We start from the raw sequence: 22480 nt of genomic DNA on the forward strand, positions 1-22480 counted from the left end.
TTCGCACTGAGTTTTATACTATTGGTGGCTGAGGGTAATTTTGATAAAACCATTCTGATGGATGCCTGCCTGTAAGGCCGTTTGACCCTGCTATCAATCAGTAGAAATGATAATGAGACAAGGCAGTCGTCTTACTCCCGGCCTTATTCTCTTTGAATCTTTTCCGGATTTTATCACATTGGCTTTAGTTAAATACTGTTTAGTACACATGCATCTCGTTGTCAGCAGTAGAAATTAAAAGATAATCTGCCTGAAAAGGCTTCGTAACAAGGAAAGACAAATGACTAAACTTCATGCAATTGATGATCTTGAAGACCGAAAACCTGTACATAGCCTGCTAAATGGGCTAGACCTTGTGACAATAAAGTATGATGGCAAAATTTCGGTACTGTATGGCAGATGTTTGCACCGGGGAGCGCTTATGGCCGACGGATATATTGAAGGTGATAACATTATTTGTGGTGTTCATGGGTGGGACTACCGATACGATACAGGCGTTTCGGAATATAATAATGAGGAGGTGCTTCATAAATTTACAGCTGGAATCAAAGATGGATATGTATGGGTAGATGAAGCGGAAATCAATGAATACCTTGAGGAACATCCTCAGCCCTTTAACCGGGATGAATACCTTGGACAGTACGCAGATACCCACCCAGAGGATACTGAACCCTATACCGGTTATATTAAAGAGCTCGCCCAAAACGGGCTGAAGAATTATGGACACCATGGTCCTTCTGCTGCTATGGGGGTAGATCGAAACACTCTGCCCAAATGGGAGAGTATCCAGTTTCTGCCGGCTCAGCTCGCAACCAGACCGCTCATGGATGAAGAGGAAGTGGACACTACGGTTGTAATTGGCCCTCAGGCAAAAAAACCGCTAAAACTGAAAATTCCGTTATTTGTATCTGATATGAGTTTCGGAGCATTATCCCGAGAAGCAAAGATTGCTCTTTCCAAAGGAGCAGAGCTTGCAGGTACAGGAATCTGCAGTGGTGAAGGAGGTATGCTACCCGAAGAACAGGCCAATAACTCCAAATATTTTTATGAGTTGGCATCCGGTAAATTCGGTTTCTCCTGGGAAAAAGTTCAAAAAGCTCAGGCATTTCATTTTAAAGGAGGGCAGGGGGCAAAAACCGGAACGGGAGGACATCTGCCTGGAGATAAAGTAACGGAAGAAATTGCTGAGGTAAGAGGGTTAGAGGAAGGTGAAACGGCTGTTTCACCGGCAGCTTTTCCCGACTTAAAAACTATTGAAGACTTCAAAGGATTTGCCGATGAGGTTCGCAAGAAAACTGGAGGTATTCCAGTGGGTTTTAAGATTGCAGCCAGTCATGTTGAGGCCGACCTTGATTTTGCTCTGGAAGTAGGAGTGGACTATATAATCCTGGATGGAAGAGGGGGTGGGACCGGTTCTGCACCTACGGTTTTGCGCGATAATATCAATGTGCCCACCATTCCTGCACTGGCCCGGGCCCGTAAACATCTGGATACATCCGGAGCCAGTGATGTAACGCTGATTATTACGGGGGGATTAAGGGTAGCCGAAGACTTTGCTAAAGCAATGATGCTCGGGGCAGACGCCGTTGCAGTTTCAAATGCAGCACTTCAGGCAATTGGATGCCTGGGTATGAGGGCCTGTGACTCCAATAACTGCCCGGTCGGGATAGCTACTCAGAAAGAAGGCTTGAGAAAAAGACTCATCATAGATCAATCAGCCAGCCAGCTGCAGAATTATTTTGAAGCATCCAGCGAATTGGTCAAAGTTATAGCCCGGGCTTGCGGTCACGAAAGAGTGAGTGGCTTTAATAAAAACGATCTTTCCACTTATGATTACGAGATGCATCGTCTTACCGGTATCCGTTATGCCGGGGTTATACCTTAGTAGGTGGTGCCTCATAAATCATACTAAAAATTTTTCCATCCCTCTTGCAGAACTGATATTTTTCATCTACTTTTAAATAAAAAGTACTTTGTATGAAAGAAGAACAAGATTATATCAAGGACATTGCTGAGATACGCTCGATGATGGAGCGGTCTTCTAAGTTTTTATCACTTTCAGGCTGGGCAGGGATCATGGCTGGTTTGTATGCCTTGGCCGGTGCCTACATTGCTTACAGCTTATTAGGCTTTAACCCGGATGAGCTTTTTTATACATCCCCGAATTTGGCAAACGTAGTCTGGCTGGCCATTGGGATTTTAGTGCTGGCTTTGGTGACGGCCATTTACTTCTCCAAACGAAAAGCAGATGGAAACGGAGAAAATATCTGGAATGCCACATCACGAAGACTATTGAGCAGCATGGCAACCCCTTTGGCTGCAGGAGGGGTATTGGTTTTGGTGCTCCTCGCAAAAGGACTTATCGGTCTTCTCGCCCCACTGATGTTATTGTTCTATGGACTTGCATTGGTAAATGCCGGGCGGTACACCATCCCGGAAGTGAAAATTATGGGCTTTGTGCAGATCGCATTGGGATTGGTGAGCACCTGGTTTATTGAATATGGCTTGCTGTTGTGGGCAGTGGGCTTTGGTGCAGTTCATATGATGTATGGAATTTACATGTATTTCAGCTACGAGCGGTGATTAGCAGTGAACGTATCTTTTGATGATTTACATAAAGCATTCGAGAGCAGGGTCAGGCTGGGGATTATGTCGGCGCTGGCCGTGAACGATTCGCTCGATTTCAGTGCGCTGAAGGAGTTCCTGGATGTAACCGACGGCAACCTGGCCACACACATTAAGAAGCTGGAAAAGGAGGGGTTCATTGAAGTGGAAAAATCTTTTATCGATAACAAGCCAAACACCAAATATTCCATGACACCGGACGGAAAAAAAGCATTCGGTGACTACCTGAACGTGATGGAAGAAATTATAAAAGCCCAGAAGAACAGCTAAATTCGCCAACCAAAAAAATTTAACCACTAACTTTGTAATTCAAAGTGCTTTAAATAAATAAACTCTTAAGTGAGGTCAAAACATGAATACAGAACAACCCTTATCTAAACACCTAATATATCTTTCTGCCGGAACAGCGATCATTTTGCTGATCCCTTTCACCGCTATGCAATTTACGTCAGAAGTGATGTGGACCTTAAGCGATTTCATTTTTGCCGGCATACTTATTCTTGGAACAGGTTATACATACCTGTTCGTAACCCGTAAATCCGGTTCCTCTGCTTATAGTGCAGCAATAGGACTGGCACTGGGAACAGGATTTGTTCTCACCTGGTCAAACCTGGCGGTTGGAATCATAGGTTCTGAGGACAAACCCATCAACGTATGGTATTTTGGGGTGATAGCCATTGGTATCATAGGATCTGTTATTTCTCGATTCAAAGCAGAGGGAATGGTCATCACTCTGTTTGTGGCAGCCTTTACACAGGCACTAATTGCGGCCATAGCAATATTCGGAGGTTATTACCAATCGCCTCCAAGCTCAGTGTTAGAAATTTTGGGAGTAAATGGCTTCTTCGTCACACTTTGGATTGTGTCTGCCTTGATGTTCAAATACGCTGCACAGAAAGAAGCTGAAGACCATCAATCAGAATAAGCTAATAGCGGAAACAGTGTTACTTCTTAAATTCAAAATGAAAAATGAAAAATTCAAAATGAGGGATTTGTTATTTCTCGATCAGCTCAATATGACAAAAAGAGCCCCCATTTTTAATTTTGAATTTTTCATTTTTCATTCCTCACTCTCAACCCAACCATCATGAAAAACCTCAGAAAATCGCTCGGTACCCGTTTATTCATCATCGCGTTTTTAACGCTGATCCTGCTTATTCCTTCCCTTTTAATTCAGGGACTGATTTCAGAGCGGGAATACAGAAGGGATTCCGTAGCTGATGAAATCAGCCAAAAATGGGGTGATGAACAAGTTGTTGTAGGACCTATTATCAGTGTGCCTTACAGGTATTATTTCAACGGCGAGGATAAGGTAGAGCAAACCATTCGTTATGCTCATTTTTTGCCGGAGAACCTGAATGTAGAAGGAGCCATAACCCCGGAAATTCGGTATCGGGGCATTTATAAAGTGATTGTATATAACAGCAGCTTGTCGGTATCCGGAAATTTCCCGGCCATTGATTTGAGCGGGTTTAAAGTGCCGGTGGAAGACTTCCTTATTGAAGATGCCTTTGTTTCGGTAGGGATTTCAGATATGACCGGAATCAAAGACTTTGTGAATATAAAGTGGAATGAGAGTGAATTTTTGGCGAATCCGGGTATTGAATCCAATGATGTTCTGGCCTCCGGAATTTCTATTGCACCCGATCTTACCACCGGCGAGGCCTATGATTTTAGCTTTGATCTGAATTTAAACGGAAGTACAGGGCTTCATTTTTCACCGGTAGGTAAGCAAACAAATGTCGCACTCAAATCAGACTGGTCAAACCCAAGCTTTACGGGTAATTTTTTACCAGCTGAGCGGGAAGTCACAGATGCCGGATTTGATTCCGAATGGAATGTATTACACCTGAACCGGAATTTTGCTCAGCAATGGCAGGGACCCAATCAGGAAGTGACCAATACGCTTTTCGGGGTTGAACTGCTGCTGGCTGTGGATGAATATCAGAAAACCATGCGGACGGCAAAGTATGCCATCATGTTTATCTCGCTGACTTTCCTGACCTTCTTTATGATCGAATTGCTGAGCAAGAAAATCATTCACCCCATTCAGTATTTATTAATCGGCTTCGCCCTGCTGATATTTTACACACTGCTTCTGTCAATTTCAGAATATGTGGTGTTCCAGTTAGCATATATAATTGCTGCCGCCGCTATCATTGGGTTGATCACGATCTACTCCTACAGCGTTTTATCCGATAAGCTGAAATCAGGAATCATCTTTGGGGTGTTAATCATCCTGTATGGCTACCTCTACATTCTGCTGCAATTGCAGGATTATGCGCTCTTGTTAGGAAGCCTTGGATTATTTGTCGTGCTATCTGTGGTGATGTACCTGACCCGAAACATCAACTGGTTTGAAATTATGAGCACCGAGGATGAACCAACCGCTTAGTAGAACCTGCAAGCATCCAAAGATCCTTGCAGCGTTCTGGGGTAAGAATAGTGCTATTTGGTGTATTGTTTAATCTCATTAGCCCGGAACATCGTGTCGGCTGCCTGAAGAATTTTCATTTTCAGCTGATGATTGTAATCCGGGTTATTATCCAGAAATGTGCGCACCGTTTTCACAGCTTCATCTGATGAATGGTTGCCAAGGGTAACATCCAGCCAGCGCTTGGGGAAGAAGATGTCTCCGGTAGTTTGAATTTCCCGAAGCAGCTTCAGGCTTGGCAGAATATATTTTTCTGATTCATCTACACGAAGCGGGTGGTGCAGGTATCCGATCGCACTTAAAACCCAGGATTCTGTTTTTCGGTTTTCCTCATCCTTTAAAGATTCAAAAAAGGAGTCGCGTACATTTTGATCTGCTGACAGAGCAGGCTGAATAAACTCAAACCGGCGTTTGCGGTCAGGGTTTTCAATTCGGCTGAGTTGTTCCGAAATGATAGATGTTGCTAAATCAGGTCGTTTAATTGCAAGGTCTCCGGCCATGCTGATGAAATCTGTTTCCGCAAGATTAAGCCCATCAATTTCAAGTTCCCCGCTCCAGATATCATATACTTTTTGGACCTGATTATCAGACAGGGCAATATCTCTGAAGGTGTTGAAGAATGTTTTCTTTGTACTGCTTTCGGTTTGTTCCAGCATCTCATTCCAGAGCAAATCTTCAAGATCAGCCTGAACTTCATTTCTCTGTTCTTCCGTTAGCAGTTTCCAGTAAATGGTTTCAATATGCCCAAGCGCCAGATTCAGCAATAACTGGTTCTCCTCGGTTTGAACAATCCCGACCAATTCATCCAGGTATGAATCCGGAAATACTTCATTCTGCTCCAGCATATTCTCATACAGGTTGATGAGGTGAGAGCCTTTCCGTACATCCCGCATGTGTTCCCAATGCTGAAGGGTTTTAAGGTCTGCAGGGAACAGACCATAGCCGCGCCCATTGGCATTAAACACTCTTGTTTCTGCCCTAAGCTTATTCAGGGTAGCAAATTTCTTCTGCCCGTCACTCAGAATATCAAAAAATTTGAACGAGCTGTCTTTCGGGCTGATGGTCCAGATACCCACCTGTTGTGGCCACACTCTTTCCAAACCGGCCGGGTCGCTTTGCACCAAAACGTCATACTTCAATGGCTCGCGGCCGGGAAGGTCATCTTCATGGAACTCCACAGAAAAATGAGGACGGCCGGCGGTATTCACCCAAACTTCACTCCATGCATGCAGGTCCTGTTCGGTCTTTTGATCCAGAATGGTAATCAGGTCTGGCCAGGTGGCATTGCCGAAAGAGTAGGTGCTTAAATATTCACGTAATCCTTCTTTAAAAAGTTCTTCCCCAACCAGTAACTCAAGCTGGCGCATCATGATGGGTGCTTTATTATAGATGATGGCTCCATACATCTGCCCGGCTTCGTTCAAATTCTTAAGATGCTGGCGGATGGGATTAGCACCTTCAGTTCGATCCACGGAATAAGCGCTGGGATGATGACGAAGTACAAAATTCAGATCATGATCAATATCGGGGAAGTTGGGATTCATGATTTTGGCAGCCATGAAATTGGCAAACACTTCTTTAGTCCATACGTCATTAAACCACTCCATGGTGACCAAGTCTCCGAACCACATGTGGGCGGTTTCGTGGGCTATGAGGCTGGCCCGGCTGAGGAGTTGAGACTCAGATGGATCTTCATCCAGGAACAAGGAGGATGCACGGTATTGAATGGCCCCCACGTGTTCCATGCCTCCATATTGGAAGGTAGGTATGAGAGCGAAATCGAACTTCTGAAAGGGGTAGTCTATACCGGTGTATTCTTCCAGCCAGTTGAGTGAGGCTGCGTGGAGTTCAAAAATGTCATCGATATTCCGGGCTACTTTTTCCTCGTCCGTTTCACGGTGCAGCATGGTCATTTCACGACCGTCCACCGTACGTGATACAGCTTCAAAATCGCCGGCAACAAAGGAAAAAAGGTAGGAACTGATTAAATCTGACGTAGCAAACTCAAGGGTTTTAGCAGAATCGTTTTCGGTTACGGAAGCCAGCGGTGCATTTGAAATAGCCTCCCAGGATACCGGGATTTCTAAGGTCAGATCATAGGTTGCTTTCAGGTCAGGCTGATCGAAAAGGGGAAAGGCGGTTCGGGCACGATCCGGAACAAACAGGGTATAAAGGTAATCAGGGTTTCGGTTGAGTGAAGATTCACCCGCAATAAAATCAATGGTTACCGAATTCGGCCCTTCTTTCAGCAGGTGGGACGGTAAAATCAGATGTTCGTGCTCAAACTGAAACTCACTTTCCGTTCCGTTTATGGTAAGTGATTTCAGTAATTCAGCAGACTCGCGAAAATCCAGCTGAATGTTGTGCCCACTTTCTTTAAGGGTAAAGGTGATGGTTTCAGAAGCAGATATTTCCTGGGTTTCTTCAGCAGGGATGTGAAAGAATAACTCGTAATTAACATCCGAGATCAGGGCTTTTCTGAATTTTGCGAGTTCAAGGGAAACACCGGGCTCAACCTTTGGGGATGTTGAGCATCCCAGGGTTCCAAAAATCAAAAGAGAGATAAACAGGGTGTAAATCTTAGGCATTTTCATAAGTCTGATTTTAATTTTTGGACGCAGGCAAAAGTACCAACATTCATAAAGAATTCAAGCCCCGATTTTGTAAAGAATAGTGACAGGCTGATAGGAACGAGCGCCAATAACACTAAAGGTTGTCATTCCGGACTTGATCCGGAATCTGAATATGCATGGACGTGAAAACTGAGTACATTTCAGAATAAAATAAAAAAAGCAGCCTGAACTAAATCAGGCTGCCTTTAAAAGTATTGTTGAGATATGAAGGATCAGATTACTTCAGATCAAAGCGGTCAAGGGTCATAACCTTGTTCCATGCTTTAACGAAGTCCTTCACAAACTTCTCTTCGGATTCCTCTGTGCCGTACACTTCTGCAAGTGCCCTAAGCTCAGAGTTGGACCCGAATATCAGGTCGGCGCGGGTTCCGCTCCATTTCACATCTCCGGTTTTGCGGTCACTGCCAACAAACACATCCTGCTTGTCGGTTGTAGCCTGCCAGGTTGTATTCATATCCAGCAGATTCTTGAAGAAATCATTGGAAAGAGTACCCGGCTTGTCCGTAAATACACCCTTCTTGGAACCGTCATAGTTGGTTTCCAACACGCGCATTCCACCTACCAGCACCGTCATTTCCGGTGGGGTCAGAGAAAGCAGCTGAGCTTTGTCAACCAGCATCTCTTCCTGTGTGGTATTGTGCTTGGGGTTGTAGTAATTACGGAATCCATCCGCTGGTGGCTCCAGCCAGGCAAATGACTCTTCGTCGGTTTGCTCGGCGGTAGCATCGGTTCGTCCGGGTGTAAACGGTACGGTGATGTCATGACCGGCATCTTTGGCTGCTTTTTCAATTCCGGCAGCTCCACCCAATACAATCAGGTCAGCAATAGAAATCTTCTTATCGCCGGACTGATTTTCGTTAAACCACTGCTGAATGGTTTCATAGGTATTCAGCACTTTGTTTAACTGCTCGGGGTTGTTTACTTCCCAATCTTTTTGAGGAGCCAGTCTAACTCGGGCACCGTTAGCACCTCCTCGTTTGTCTGATTGACGATATGTGGAAGCAGATGCCCACGCTGTAGAAACCAATTCTGATATGGATAGTCCGGAATCGAGAATTTTCTCTTTCAGTTCGGCAATGTCATTCTCATCAACTAATTCATGATTAACTTCCGGAATGGGATCTTGCCATAACAGCTCTTCTTCAGGTACTTCCGGCCCTATCAGGAGTGATTTTGGCCCCATATCACGGTGAGTAAGTTTATACCACGCACGTGCAAAAGCATCAGCGAATTCATCCGGATTCTCGTAGAAACGGCGAGATATTTTCTCATATGCCGGATCTTCTTTCAGAGAAAGATCGGTAGTCAGCATAAACGGTGCATGCTTTTTCTCCGGATCGTGAGCATCAGGAATAGTGCCTTCACCGGCTCCGTCTTTAGGTCTCCATTGCCAGGCACCGGCCGGACTTTTATACTTTTCCCATTCGTACTCAAAAAGGTTTTTAAAAAAGTTGTTACTCCATTCTGTAGGAGTCTGCGTCCATGCACCTTCAAGGCCACTTGTAATGGTATCGTTGCCTTTTCCGGATCCGTGAGAGCTCTTCCATCCAAGCCCCATTTCTTCAATACCTGCCGCTTCCGGTTCCGCACCTAAGTGTGATTCAGGAGCTGCTCCGTGCGTTTTACCGAAAGTGTGACCACCGGCTATAAGGGCAACGGTTTCTTCATCATTCATGGCCATACGGGCAAATGTCTGGCGAATGTATTCTGCGGCTTTCTTTGGATCAGGTTCTCCGTTGGGCCCTTCAGGATTTACATAAATCAGTCCCATATGGTCGGCCCCTAAAGGTTCTTCCAATTCACCGTCTTCGGTGTGGCGCTGGTCTCCAAGCCATTCACCTTCAGAACCCCAGTAAATATCTTCTTCCGGTTCCCACACATCTTTACGTCCGCCACCAAAGCCAAAGGTCTCAAAACCCATTGATTCGAGGGCTACGTTTCCGGCGAGAATCATCAGGTCTCCCCAGGAAAGTTTGTTGCCGTATTTCTGTTTTACAGGCCACAGTAATAGACGCGCTTTATCAAGATTCACGTTATCGGGCCAGCTGTTGAGGGGAGCAAAACGCTGATTTCCGGTGCTTCCTCCGCCACGGCCGTCAACTACACGGTAGGTTCCGGCGCTGTGCCATGCCATTCGAATCATAAGTGGACCATAGTGACCAAAGTCGGCCGGCCACCATTCCTGGGAGTCAGTCATCAGGTCGTTAAGATCTTTTTTGACTTCATCCAGGTCCAGCTTCTTAAATTCTTCTGCGTAATCAAAATCTTCACCCATAGGATCTGATTTGGAAGAATGCTGGCGAAGAATATTCAGGTTTAATTTATTGGGCCACCACTCGCGGTTTCCGGTACCGCCACCGGCCGTCTCACGCAGGGATCCATTGTGAAATGGACATTTACTAATGTCTCCGTCTCCGTGAGCTTTAGAATCATTAGCTTTATACGTGCCTGCCTTATTTGCAGAGCTTTCATTTTTATCAGCCATACTATCTCCGTTTAATTTCTTTTCAATATAACTGAAAGAAAGGAAATCCCCGGATGCCGGTAAAATCAATAAAGCTTTAAGCTGTGATAGGTTTTGTTTATTGGAAGGAAAAAACTAAAAAACCCGGGCCAGGCTGACTTCAAAAATAAGGTTGGCGTTAGGTGGGATATCATCCCCGGCGCCCCGGCTTCCATATCCATAAGAGGATGGCACGTAAAGGGTAATGCTTCCGCCTTCTTCAATTAAAGGAATGCCAACCTGCCACCCGATGATCAATCGGCTGAGGGGGAAGGCTACATTTTTGCCGTCACTGTCATCAAATACACTGCCGTCCGAAAGCAAACGTCCTTCATAACTGATCGTGATTTGGTCGCAAAGGGTGGCTGTTTTACCGTCCCCGGGTTCATTGATCACATACCGCAGGCCGGATTCATGAACTTCAGCTTCAATATTATTTTCGGTGAGATAGGCTTCAATTTCATCAATATCTAACTGCAGCTGGGCCTGATTTACTGCCGTATTGGGCTTCTGATTGCACCCGCTGTCATCAGAGCAGGAAACGGTGACAAAAAACAGAAACAGTACCGGAATAAATAGTCGGATAAATTTAGTAGATGGCATGTGTGATAATCTAATAGTCAGTTTGTCTTGAAATGCTGAAATGAAAAGATAAGCGGTTCTGAAATAAGAATGGCAATTATCTGTAAAAACCTCACTTCAATAAAGAACGCAGGAGCGAGGCTGAAGTAAGTACTTGAGTGTTGTTTGACTGGGGTGATTCGCAAAATCAGCGATATGCGTGTTCCATTCTAAACGTTATTCAATGCTTCATTCAGAGCCTGCAAACTCTTCTTGGCATCCCCAAAAAACATTTGGTTCTTCTCGTCATAAAACAACGGATTATCGATGCCGGCATAACCGGGGCTTAAACTTCGCTTAAAGACCACCGTTCGTTTGGCTTCATCCACATTAAGTATAGGCATACCATAGATGGGGCTGCCGGGCTCGGTTTTAGCGACAGGATTTACGACATCATTGGCTCCAATCACCAATACCACATCCGTCGATTTAAATTCCGGGTTGATTTGATCCATGTCCAACAGCTGGTCGTAGGGGACATCGGCTTCGGCTAAAAGTACGTTCATGTGTCCGGGCATGCGTCCGGCTACAGGGTGAATCCCGTATTTAACCTGCACACCGCGCTCTTCGAGTTTTCCGGCCACTTCTTTAATAACATGCTGGGCCTGGGCAACAGCCAATCCATATCCCGGTACAATCACAACTTTTGAAGCATACGCAACCTGAATAGCTAAATCTTCCGCAGAGGTTTCGCGAACAGTTTTGTCTCCTTCTTCGCCACTTGCAGTTCCGCCTGCTTCGCCCCCAAAGGCTCCAAATATTACGTTGGTTAACGAGCGGTTCATAGCCTTGCACATAATTTGGGTAAGGATGAGTCCGGCTGCACCAACCAGCGCTCCGGCAATAATCAGGAGGTTGTTGCCAATAACAAAGCCGGCCATGGAGGCGGCAATGCCTGAATAGGAGTTAAGCAGGGAAATAACAACCGGCATGTCTGCTCCGCCAATGGGGATGACGGAGGTGATTCCAATCAATAGTGAAAGCCCGAGAATAATCCAGAAGATGGTTTGATTAGTGGGATCGAAAGTGAAGACTCCGATCAGAACCACCACACCAATCATGGACCCGATATTAATAACGTTCAGTCCTGGAAAGGTGATGGCGTTTCCGGAAATAAATCCTTTCAGTTTACCAAAGGCGATAAAACTGCCGGTGAAGGTTAAGGCTCCGATGAAGATGCCTAAGCCTGTGGTAACCAAACTGTCAGGTGTCATAACGGTGGGATCGGTCAGCCTGGAAAATTCTCCCCAGGCGACTAAAGCTGATGCACCACCACCAAATCCATTAAACACAGCTACAAGTTCCGGCATGGCTGTCATAGCTACTTTTTTGGCAAGCACAGCGCCGATCAAACCGCCAATAACTACACCGGCTACAATCCATTCAAAAGAAATAATTTGCTGATCGAAAAGAGTGACGGCAATACCAATTAACATCCCAATAGCTGCATATTGATTTCCCTTTCGGGCTGTGGCGGGAGAGTTCAGCAACTTCAACCCACGAATAAAAAAGAAGGTCGCAATCAGGTATATAATCTGGATGACATCGGGTACAAAAGGCAAAAAGCTTTCAGGTAAAAACTGGCTCATTTGTCATCCTCCTTTTTCTTGAACATCTCCAGCATGCGATCGGTAACCATAAAACCGCCCACCACATTAATAGTGGCAAATACGATGGCAACAAAACCGATGATTTGACTCATCTGAGAATCCACACCCGAATGGCCGGCTACAATTAGCGCCCCTACAATGGTGATGCCTGAAATGGCATTTGCCCCAGACATAAGCGGAGTATGCAGGGTTGGGGGTACTTTTGAAATAAGTTCAAACCCAATAAAACAGGCCAGAACAAATATGAATAAAGAAAAAATTAAAGCTGACATAGCAGTATGAGTTTTGAACTTCGAAGTTCGGTGTTCCTTGTTCGATGTTTATTTCAACATTGGACTGATTGTTTTGCCCTGATGGGTAATGGTGGTTTTAAGCAGAATCTCGTCTTCAAAATCAAAATTTGCTTTTCCTTCTTTAATAAGAAGATTTAGTAGAGCGTACATATTCTTTGAATAAAGCTTGCTGGCATGATGAGAAAGCCGGCTCGGTAAATTTACAGGGCCCACAATTTTAACATCATGTTTGATGACAGTTTTTCCGGCCTCGGTCAGTTCACAATTTCCGCCGTTTTCAGCAGCTATATCAACGATCACAGAACCCGGGGCCATATCTTTCACCATCTGCTCGGTGATAAGAAGCGGTGCGGGCCTGCCCGGTATCAAAGCAGTAGTGATGATGATGTCTGACTTCTTCGCGTGCTTATGTATGGCTTCACGCTGGAGGTCTTGCTTACTTTTATCCAGCTCTTTGGCATAACCTCCTTCGGTTTGTGTGTCTTCTTCACCAAGTTCAACTTCAACGAACTTGGCCCCCAAGCTTTCTACCTGTTCTTTTACTTCCGGGCGGATGTCAAAAGCTTCAACCACAGATCCCAGTCGTTTGCAGGTTGCAATAGCCTGAAGACCGGCAACTCCGGCCCCTAAAACGAGGGCTTTGGATGGTGGGATAGTTCCGGCTGCGGTCATCATCATGGGTAAATATTTGTCCAGCTCATTGGCCGCAATCAGAGCAGACTTATACCCGGCAATGGAGCTCATGGAAGACAATGCATCCATATTTTGCGCTCGCGATATGCGGGGGATGGCATCCATCCCAAGCGAAGAAATTTCCAGTTCTTTGAGATCTTTTACCAACTCAGGGTGCTGTAGAGCCCAGAGAAAGCAAATGAGAATGGCTCCTTTTTTTAACTTCTTAAGTTCTTCTTTGGAAGGAGTTTGAATAGTAAGGAGGATGTCTGTTTGGGTGAGGATTTCATCCCTGCCGGACACTACTTTAGCTCCTGAATCTTTGTAATGTTGGTCTAAAAAGTTGGATGCGAGTCCGGCATCTTCTTCAACCCAAACTTCCAGGCCCTGTTTAATCAGTTGGTCAGTGACTTCGGGCGTAAGTGCAACCCGACGTTCATGTTCAGCCGTTTCCTTTAAAACTCCAACAATCACTTTTTTATCCTCCGTTAAAACATTTTGATTAACATAATGAAATCGGTGAATATCACAAATGCTATTGGGTATGCTTTTTTGTGAGAATTGAAAAGGGGTTGATACTCTTTGAGCGTGGGGTCTTAAGAAAAGTAAGAACTCGTGTTGGAAATGCATCTCTAAAGCGAAAATATAAGCTGAGCAGTTTGAGGTTTAGCATAAGCTTGATCTATGAATACAATAGAGAATTAGACAGATTATTTTGTTCTCAAAACCTTATAATTGGAGTCGAATTAACCAAAGATTTGAGATATGGAAGATATTGCCGGAAAAACATTTGACGTTGTAATTGTGGGAAGTGGTCCTGCAGGTTTAACTGCTGCTTTATATGCAGCCAGAGCCGATTTAAGTCCATTGGTATTTGAAGGTCCTGAGCCCGGTGGTCAGCTTATGACAACCACCGATGTAGAAAATTTTCCCGGCTATCCGGAAGGAGTAATGGGACCGAAAATGATGCAGGACTTCCGAGAGCAGGCTACCCGATTTGGAGCCGATTGTCGCTACGGTTTTGTATCTGATATCGACTTCAGCAAACGTCCCTATAAAATCACTGTTGATGAAAAAACCGAGGTGTACGCGAATGCAATTATTGCATCCACCGGCGCTTCAGCTAAATGGCTGCACCTTGAAAGCGAGCAGAAGCTGAGAGGTAAAGGCGTATCAGCCTGTGCAACTTGCGACGGTGCATTCTTCCGGGATCAACATGTAGTAGTAGTTGGTGGCGGTGATACAGCCATGGAAGAAGCCACCTTCCTGACTAAATTTGCCAGTAAAGTTACCGTGGTTCATCGTCGGGACGAACTCCGTGCTTCCAAGGCAATGCAAACCCGCGCATTCAATAACGATAAGATTGAGTTTATGTGGGACAGCGAGCTGATTGAAGTACTCGGCGACAAGGTTGTTGAGGGAGTGAAAATAAAGAATAATAATACCGATGAAGTAACTACTCTGGATGATGTGACCGGCGTTTTTGTAGCTATCGGTCACAAGCCAAACACGGACCTTTTTAAAGGTGTGGTGGAAATGGATGACGTAGGCTACATCAAAACAAAAGGTCAATCAACCGAAACCGACCTACCCGGATTGTTTGCTTGCGGAGATGCTATGGATGCCGTTTATCGACAGGCAGTAACTGCAGCAGGAACCGGATGTAAAGCCGCTCTTGATGCCGAACGCTATTTAGGTGAGCTTGAAAGCGAAGAAGCCATCGCCGAATCTCATTGGAAGTAAGTGATCAGGTGGTTAGGTGATTAGGTGATAAAGTGGTTAAGTGATTTGTTGAGGAGTTTATGGACATCACCTAATCACTTTATCACCATGTCACTACATCATCACTTCTTTTTCTTCCCAACCGTTTTTTCTTCCTTTTCCTCTTCTTCTTCGGAATCCGAATCTTCTTTTTTAGACTTTGACTTGGCTTTCGGCTTTTCTTCTTCCGCCTCGTCCTCATCTTTAATGTCTATAAATTCAGCATCCACCGAATACTCATCATCATCGGTAACTTCGCGTTCTACAATAATCTGGTAATCGTTGATGAACATGGCAAACATCCCGATAGCTGAAATGACGGGTGCCATCGCTCCTATAAGTGCAGCCCCGCTTACACCAAAAGCCAGCTGAGTCTGAAATTTAATTTCGCCTTCCTTGTCCTTAATAATCAGCTTACGGGCGCTTCCTTCTTTAATCAAATTCCGGATCTGCTTGATCACCTCATTTACGCCGCCCTGTATTTCCTGATAAATGGTTTTTGCCTTCTCTTTAGCTTCTTCTTTTTTCATGATATGTATGATTTATGAAATTTTTTTGTAAGGAATTGGATTCTCACCGCTCTAACTACGTAAACACAATAAAAAAGATTCAGGTACAAAACATGCTTTCAAGAGTTTACTGTGCATCTACAGTGGGGGTGGATGCAAAGATTATTGACGTAGAAACACATCACACCAATGGAATGGTTAAGTTCTTTTTGGTGGGATTGCCGGACCGCGCCGTAAAAGAATCAAGAGACCGGGTAGAAGCAGCCATTCGGAATACGGGCTCTTATTATCCATTGGGAAGAATCACAGCAAACCTGGCTCCGGCCGACTTACCTAAAGAAGGAAATGGATTTGATCTGCCACTGGCCATCGGAATTTTGAATATGTCTGGGCAAATCCATACCGACAAACTGGACGATACCGTAATGCTGGGAGAGTTGGCACTGGATGGAAAAATACGTCCGGTCAAAGGAGTACTTCCGGTTGCCGTTGAGGCTGCCAAAAAAGGATTCAAATACCTGGTTGTTCCCAAAGAAAATGGCGGAGAAGCAGCAGTTGTGGAGGGGATTGAAGTGTTCCCGTTTGAGCATCTGAACCAGGTGAAAGACTGGCTCGAAAACCGCGGGAATATCGACCCATTGAGAAGTAATGTGCAGGAATATTTTCACCAGAACGGGAAACACAACCCGCTGGATTTCAGTGATGTCCGTGGACAGGAAAATGTAAAACGAGCCCTGGAGATTGCTGCTGCCGGTGGACATAATGTAATTATGGTAGGTCCTCCGGGTTCAGGAAAAACCATGATGGCCCGCCGAATACCAACGATTCTGCCGCCGCTGACTTTAGAGGAAGCGCTCGAAACAACCAAAATCCATTCGGTTTCAGGGATTTTAGAATCGGGAAAAGCACTGATTACCAAACGTCAGTTTCGGTCTCCTCATCACACGGTATCGGATGTGGCTTTAGTGGGAGGGGGGAGCATCCCCATGCCCGGCGAGATTTCGATGGCGCATAACGGAGTTTTGTTCTTAGATGAACTGCCGGAGTTTAAGCGTAGTGCGCTCGAAGTAATGCGCCAGCCGCTGGAAGATGGCAGTGTATCCATTTCACGGGCCCGAATGAGCGTGACCTATCCGAGCCGGGTGATGCTGGTGGCTTCGATGAATCCTTCTCCATCAGGTGATTGGTATGATCCACAAGAAATGAATGGCACCAGTTCGATGCAGATGCAGAGATATCTGAGCAAAATCAGCGGGCCACTGCTGGATCGGATTGATTTGCATATTGAAGTGCATAAGGTGAGTTATGAAGAACTATCGGGCAAGGCAAAAGGGGAGTCTTCTAAAGATATTCGGGAGCGGGTAGTGGAAGCCCGAAAAATTCAGTCCAAACGGTTTATGGGGATGAAAGGTGTTTATTGCAATGCCCAAATGAGTACCCGTACCGTCCGGAAAGTCTGCAAGCTGGATGATGCCGGCTCATCCATCCTCAAAAAAGCGATTACCTCCCTGGGACTTTCGGCCCGTGCCTACGATCGTATCCTGAAAGTATCAAGGACAGTAGCCGATCTGGATCACTCCGAAGAAATCAAATCAAACCATGTGGCTGAAGCCATCCAATACAGAAGCCTGGACCGAGAAGGATGGCTGGGGTAGAACACTGAACAAGGAACATCGAATGTTGAACTTTAAACTATAACTTAAACGAAGACTTATGAGAAATGTGAAATATGATTTACAGGAAAGGCTGATAAATTTTTCAGTTATGGTACTGGAAATTGTTGATCAGCTGCCTAAAACAGTTATGGGAATCCATTTTGCTAAGCAATTAGTAAAAAGTGGAACATCACCGGCATTTCATCATGGTGAAGCTCAAAGTGCGGAATCAAGAAAAGATTTTATTCATAAACTGAAAATTGGCGCCAAAGAACTTAGAGAGACGCAGGTAAATATTTCTATTCTCAAAAAGAGAAGAATACTTGCTGACCTAATCTTGGATGAAACATTGAAAGAAAACAATGAACTCATTGCAATATTTGTGAAGAGCATCCAAACAGCAACGCACAACTTTAGAAAAGAAACTTAAACGTTGGGTGTTCCTTGTTCAATGTTCACATGTTCATGTGGTGTTTGGAGAGAATGATTTAATTAAAATTGGAGTTGATGAAACTAAATCTGTCATCAGCGGTAAATAGTTAGACAGGAGACGGTTATGAGAAACAGAACGGCATATTGGAGAGGCGGACTGGTATTTAGCTTACCGGTACTTATTATTCTGATTTATTTACTGGTGGTTCTATAAATTGGTTGATTCAGGCGTTGAAATTGGATAAGCTTTCCTTCCTTTATTCATGAAACCAAGATCACACCGATATTTTGTCCACTTTTGTTGATGTAGCTTTACCGGCAGCGGTCCGAAAGCAGTTTACTTATCACGTACCTAAAGAGCTTATGGCTTCTGTACAGCCCGGACAGCGCGTGTGGATACCATTCAGAAACTACTATGCCATTGGTGTGATTGTGGGTGTTCATAATCAAACTCCTTCTTTCAAAACAAAGCCCCTGCGAAAAATACTGGATGAGGATCCTCTTCTGTCGCAGGAGCTTTTGAAGCTTACCCAATGGATTTCAAGGTTCTATTATAGCAGCTGGGGAGAAACCATTCAGGCTGCACTGCCCGCGGGTTTGAACTTCGTTTCCCGCAAATACCTGAGAGTATCTGAATCGGTTGATGATGCAGGATTGAGCGAAGATCAAAAGGAAATTATTGAAGACCTTCAACAATCAGAAACAACGCTGAATGAAGCCAAGAAAAGGTATAAGGGAACGGGTTTAAATAAAGTATTCTCAAAGCTGCTTAAAAAGAAAGTAATCGAGATTTGGGAAGAGCCAGACCTGAAGGTGACGGTAGCTACAGAGCGGCAATGGATATGGGCTGAAGGGAGAAATAAAGAGGCAGCACAAGAGTTTTTAGAAAGTGATGGTGCTAACAGTGAATTGAAGTGGATAGAAGCACTTGCTCATATCGCAGAAAAAATTCCTATCCGACAATCTGAGATTTCCGGGGAGTCGGTTCTGACTTCATACACTCTTAAAAAGCTGCGTGACGAAGGCTGGATTACCTATCAGGATGTGGAGAAGAAAACCGAAATCGATCACCTATCTCATGAACCGGAATCCATAAAAACCCTGAATGAAGACCAGGAAAAAGCCTTTGAGAAAATAAGTGAATCACTGACGAAAGAAGAGTTTGCCAATTATTTGCTGTTTGGAATTACAGGAAGTGGAAAGACCGAAGTATATATCCATGCGCTCAAACAAGTGGTGGAGAATGGTAAAGGCGGCATTGTTTTAGTTCCTGAGATTGCACTCACCCCGCAAACGGTATCCCGGTTCTACCGCATTTTTGGTAATCAGATTGCTGTTCTGCATAGCCGAATGACAAACCGTGAACGGCTGCAGGCGTGGAAAGATCTGAATTCAGGGAAAAAGAACATCGCCATTGGGCCACGGTCAGCAGTGTTTGCTCCGGTACAAAATCTTGGGCTTATTATTCTGGATGAAGAACACGACAGCTCGTACAAGCAAATAGATCCCGCTCCCAGGTATCATGCCCGGGAAACGGCGATTGTGAGAGCCAGAGAAAATGAAGCCGTTGTCATTATGGGGTCGGCTACGCCAAGTATGCAGGCATTGAATATGGCGGCCAAAGGGAAGTGTGATATGCTGGAGCTTAAAAAGCGCCATGCAGAAGCAAAGCTACCCGAAGTGGAGGTGCTGGATCTAAAACAGTATAAAGGAGCGATGCGAGGCGAACTGGCGGTTCCTCTTTTTATGGAGATGGAAGAAGCTTTGGAAAAAGGAGAGCAAATTATCTTGTTGTACAACCGGCGCGGCTATGCCAGTTATCTGCAATGTGAAGATTGCGGGCATATCCCCCAAAGCCCGGAATGTTCGGTTAGCCTGACGTATCACAAGCGAAAAAACCTGTTGATGTGCCACTACTCCGGGTATTCCCGTAGGGCTGACACCAACTGCGAGCATTGCGGTTCTTCAAACCTGAAAGTACAAGGATCGGGAACGCAAAATATCGAAGAACAACTCGGAGATTTGTTCCCTGAGGCAAGCGTAATCCGGTTTGATCGAGACTCTACCTCCCGAAAAGGGGCCCATGAACAGATTCTGAATACATTCGGGGAAGGTGAAGCAGATATATTAATAGGAACTCAATTAGTGGCCAAAGGACTCGATTTCCCAAATGTAACGGTGGTAGGGGTGATTGATACCGATACGGAATTGGCCTTTCCTTCATTCCAGGCAACGGAAAGGATGTACCAACTGCTGAGCCAGGTTTCGGGAAGGTCGGGGCGAGGAGAGAAGGCCGGCACCGTATTTCTGCAAAGCCGGCAGCCGGAAAATCCGGCCATCCAGTTTGCTAAAGAACACGATCACCGGGGTTTTGCAAGGCAGGAGATGGAATTCAGGAAACCGCTTTATTATCCGCCTTATTCACGCCTTATACAGTTTGAGCTTAAATCAACAAAGGAACAAGAAGTGAGTCAGGCGGCCCATCAGCTAACCTCATCAATTGGCAGAGTGGTTCCTGAATTAGCTGTTTTAGGGCCTTCGCCGGGTGCCATTCCCTGGATGAATAAGAAGTACATTTGGGAGGTAACGCTGAAGATTGACCCTGAAAAAGGAGCGGGTTATATCGAAGCGGTGGTGGAGAAAATTATGGGAGTATATGAAGCAGAAACCAAAGGCAGATTCTCATCGGTGAGGGTAAATGTAAACGTGGACGCCATTCAGTAAAAAAGCTCCTTCAAAAAACTTGCAAAAGGGTACGCAAAGTCGGTATTTAAGGGTGAATGAAATTCAACCCATCTAACGGAACAGACTATGGGAGAAGAGCGCGTAAAGCTTGCTGACGATAACGAACAGGTGCAGAACTTCATGAAGCATGTGTTCCGCGATATGCGGGCCTTGAAAACCATGCTTGAAAATGACTGGTTTGAAACCGATACCATTCGAATTGGTGCTGAACAGGAGCTTTGTTTAGTAGATCAAAACGTAAAAGCTTTTCCAAAGTCGATCGAAGTACTTGAGAACCTGGGGGAAGGAAATTATACCACCGAGTTTGCCAAGTTTAATCTTGAGATTAACATGGACCCGCTGACTTTTACAGGGAACTGTTTGTCTGAGATGGAGCATAATCTGCATAGAGATGTGGAGCATGTCAGAAAAACCGTCAGGGAATTAGGTGGAGACATATTGCTGACCGGAATCCTGCCAACTATCCGGAAAATGGATGTGGATATGAAAAACCTGACTCCACTTCAGCGATATGAAGCCCTGTGCAAAGCCATAAATAAATTGCGGGGCAAAGAATTTGAGCTTCGGATTCAGGGAATGGATGAGTTATTGATGCGGTTTGACTCACCCTTATTGGAAGCCTGTAATACAGGTTTTCAGGTTCATTTGCAGGTTAAACCTGATGAATTTGTGAATCGATACAACATTGCACAAGCGGTTACCGCTCCGGTTTTAGCTTGTGCAGTAAATTCTCCGGTATTGTTTGGGAAACGACTTTGGGCTGAAACCAGGGTAGCCCTATTTCATCAGTCTATTGATACACGGCAGGTGGGAGAACATTTGCGTGATTCCAGCCCGCGTGTGACATTTGGGAACGAATGGTTGCAAGACAGCATACTGGATATCTATAAAGAAGACATCTCCAGGTATCGGGTTATGCTAAGTGCTGAAGTAGAAGAAGAAGTGGAGAAACTAATTGAGGAAGGTACAGCTCCGGAACTTATGGCGCTTAAAGTGCATAATTCTTCAGTGTACAGGTGGAACAGGCCTTGTTATGGTATTAGTAACGGAAAACCTCATTTAAGAATTGAAAACCGAATATTTCCATCGGGACCCACAGTTGTAGATGAAGTGTCAAATGCAGCTTTTTGGCTTGGACTTCTGAATGGTTTTGAAGATGAGTATAAAGATATTACCGAAGAACTTGATTTTGATAACGCCCGGATGAACTTTTTTGCAGCATCCAAAATGGGACTGGATACCAAATTTATGTGGACCGGTGACCGGAAAGTATCGGCGGTTGATTTGATTAAAGATGAACTGTTACCGATTGCACGGAACGGATTAATGAAAGCTGATATCAATTCTTCTGACATTGATACCTACCTTGGTGTGATAGAGGAGAGAGTGAATTCAGCCCAAACCGGTTCTTATTGGGTGGTAAAATCGTATGGAAATTTAGTTAAAGAGAGTAACAGAGACCAGGCACTTACAGCCATCACTTCAGCAATGATGAAAAATCAAAACAAAGGAGAACCTGTTCATAAATGGGGGTTAGCAAAGTTGGAAGATTTGGAAAACTGGAAACCGTCATCCCTGATGGTTGAAGAGTTTATGACTACCGACCTGTTTACCGTTCATAAAGATGATATACTCGAATTTGTTGCAAACCTGTTAGACTGGCGAAAGATCAGGTATTTACCCGTAGAAGATGATCAGAAGCACTTAATAGGGTTGATCACCATGAGGCAGTTGTTACGGGAATACTCAAAAGCTGAAGGGGAAGGCGAAGACACAGGTACCAAAACCGTAAGCAATATCATGCTTCAGAATCCCATTACGATTCACCCGGAAGCATCTATAATGGAGGCTATGAGAATACTGAGGGAGCAAAAGATTGGTTGTCTCCCGGTAGTGAAAAACAGCCGGCTTATAGGAATAATATCGGAGGGTAACTTTATGAAGATTACCATTCGTCTTCTGAAAACACTTGAAAACCAAAAATAAT

At 44.8% G+C, this 22480-nt stretch carries 17 protein-coding genes; 10 read left to right on the plus strand and 7 right to left on the minus strand.

Annotation, left to right across the window (positions count from 1 at the left end):
* Positions 1 to 280: 280 nt before the first annotated feature.
* From JJ941_RS00325 to creD, 5 genes are all read left to right on the plus strand, one after another.
* Positions 281 to 1885 (plus strand): glutamate synthase-related protein, encoded by a 1605-nt coding sequence (locus JJ941_RS00325; protein ID WP_290960760.1) that lies wholly within the window; start codon positions 281 to 283, stop codon positions 1883 to 1885.
* 92 nt (positions 1886 to 1977) lie between these two features.
* Entirely contained in the window at positions 1978 to 2583 is a 606-nt protein-coding gene (locus JJ941_RS00330) for a hypothetical protein (RefSeq protein ID WP_290960763.1), read from the plus strand.
* 6 nt (positions 2584 to 2589) lie between these two features.
* The gene (locus JJ941_RS00335) at positions 2590 to 2895 is read left to right on the plus strand and encodes a transcriptional regulator (RefSeq protein ID WP_290960765.1); all 306 of its coding nucleotides are present in this window, start codon (positions 2590 to 2592) and stop codon (positions 2893 to 2895) included.
* Between the two features lie 166 nt (positions 2896 to 3061).
* Positions 3062 to 3550, plus strand: coding sequence for a hypothetical protein (locus tag JJ941_RS00340; RefSeq protein ID WP_290960768.1), 489 nt, complete (start codon positions 3062 to 3064; stop codon positions 3548 to 3550).
* A gap of 162 nt (positions 3551 to 3712) precedes the next feature.
* Positions 3713 to 5020, plus strand: coding sequence for a cell envelope integrity protein CreD (gene creD, locus JJ941_RS00345; protein ID WP_290960771.1), 1308 nt, complete (start codon positions 3713 to 3715; stop codon positions 5018 to 5020).
* 53 nt (positions 5021 to 5073) lie between these two features.
* On the opposite strand, the gene JJ941_RS00350 is transcribed toward creD, so the two are convergent.
* The 6 genes from JJ941_RS00350 to JJ941_RS00375 form a co-directional block, all read right to left on the minus strand.
* On the minus strand, positions 5074 to 7647 hold the full coding sequence (locus tag JJ941_RS00350) for a M1 family aminopeptidase (RefSeq protein ID WP_290960774.1): 2574 nt from the start codon (positions 7645 to 7647) through the stop codon (positions 5074 to 5076).
* A gap of 262 nt (positions 7648 to 7909) precedes the next feature.
* Positions 7910 to 10177, minus strand: coding sequence for a catalase/peroxidase HPI (gene katG, locus JJ941_RS00355; protein WP_290960777.1), 2268 nt, complete (start codon positions 10175 to 10177; stop codon positions 7910 to 7912).
* A 114-nt stretch (positions 10178 to 10291) separates the two neighbouring features.
* Positions 10292 to 10798, minus strand: coding sequence for an FKBP-type peptidyl-prolyl cis-trans isomerase (locus JJ941_RS00360; protein WP_290960780.1), 507 nt, complete (start codon positions 10796 to 10798; stop codon positions 10292 to 10294).
* Between the two features lie 188 nt (positions 10799 to 10986).
* Complete coding sequence (locus JJ941_RS00365) at positions 10987 to 12405, minus strand: NAD(P)(+) transhydrogenase (Re/Si-specific) subunit beta (RefSeq protein ID WP_290960783.1); 1419 nt, start codon at positions 12403 to 12405, stop codon at positions 10987 to 10989.
* A complete protein-coding gene (locus tag JJ941_RS00370; RefSeq protein WP_255133190.1) occupies positions 12402 to 12698 on the minus strand; it encodes an NAD(P) transhydrogenase subunit alpha in 297 nt (98 codons plus the stop codon). The genes JJ941_RS00365 and JJ941_RS00370 overlap by 4 nt, the downstream gene beginning before the upstream one ends.
* A 48-nt stretch (positions 12699 to 12746) precedes the next feature.
* Positions 12747 to 13865: a Re/Si-specific NAD(P)(+) transhydrogenase subunit alpha gene (locus JJ941_RS00375; RefSeq protein WP_290960786.1), complete on the minus strand. Its 1119-nt coding sequence runs from the start codon at positions 13863 to 13865 to the stop codon at positions 12747 to 12749.
* Positions 13866 to 14156: 291 nt separating this feature from the next.
* Between JJ941_RS00375 and trxB the strand changes: the two genes are divergently transcribed.
* Positions 14157 to 15134, plus strand: coding sequence for a thioredoxin-disulfide reductase (gene trxB, locus JJ941_RS00380; protein WP_290960789.1), 978 nt, complete (start codon positions 14157 to 14159; stop codon positions 15132 to 15134).
* Between the two features lie 101 nt (positions 15135 to 15235).
* Here the strand turns inward: trxB and JJ941_RS00385 are convergent, their stop codons facing one another.
* Entirely contained in the window at positions 15236 to 15682 is a 447-nt protein-coding gene (locus JJ941_RS00385) for a DUF4342 domain-containing protein (protein ID WP_290960793.1), read from the minus strand.
* Positions 15683 to 15774: 92 nt separating this feature from the next.
* Between JJ941_RS00385 and JJ941_RS00390 the strand changes: the two genes are divergently transcribed.
* The 4 genes from JJ941_RS00390 (at position 15775) to JJ941_RS00405 (ending at position 22479) form a co-directional block, all read left to right on the plus strand.
* A complete protein-coding gene (locus JJ941_RS00390) occupies positions 15775 to 17316 on the plus strand; it encodes a YifB family Mg chelatase-like AAA ATPase (protein WP_255133183.1) in 1542 nt (513 codons plus the stop codon).
* 58 nt (positions 17317 to 17374) lie between these two features.
* Entirely contained in the window at positions 17375 to 17746 is a 372-nt protein-coding gene (locus JJ941_RS00395) for a four helix bundle protein (protein WP_290960797.1), read from the plus strand.
* A 290-nt stretch (positions 17747 to 18036) separates the two neighbouring features.
* The gene (priA, locus tag JJ941_RS00400) at positions 18037 to 20472 is read left to right on the plus strand and encodes a primosomal protein N' (RefSeq protein WP_290960800.1); all 2436 of its coding nucleotides are present in this window, start codon (positions 18037 to 18039) and stop codon (positions 20470 to 20472) included.
* Between the two features lie 87 nt (positions 20473 to 20559).
* On the plus strand, positions 20560 to 22479 hold the full coding sequence (locus JJ941_RS00405; protein ID WP_290960803.1) for a CBS domain-containing protein: 1920 nt from the start codon (positions 20560 to 20562) through the stop codon (positions 22477 to 22479).
* Position 22480 lies beyond the last annotated feature (1 nt).

The sequence above is a fragment of the Gracilimonas sp. genome, from assembly GCF_017641085.1.
Taxonomy (GTDB): Bacteria; Bacteroidota; Rhodothermia; order Balneolales; family Balneolaceae; genus Gracilimonas.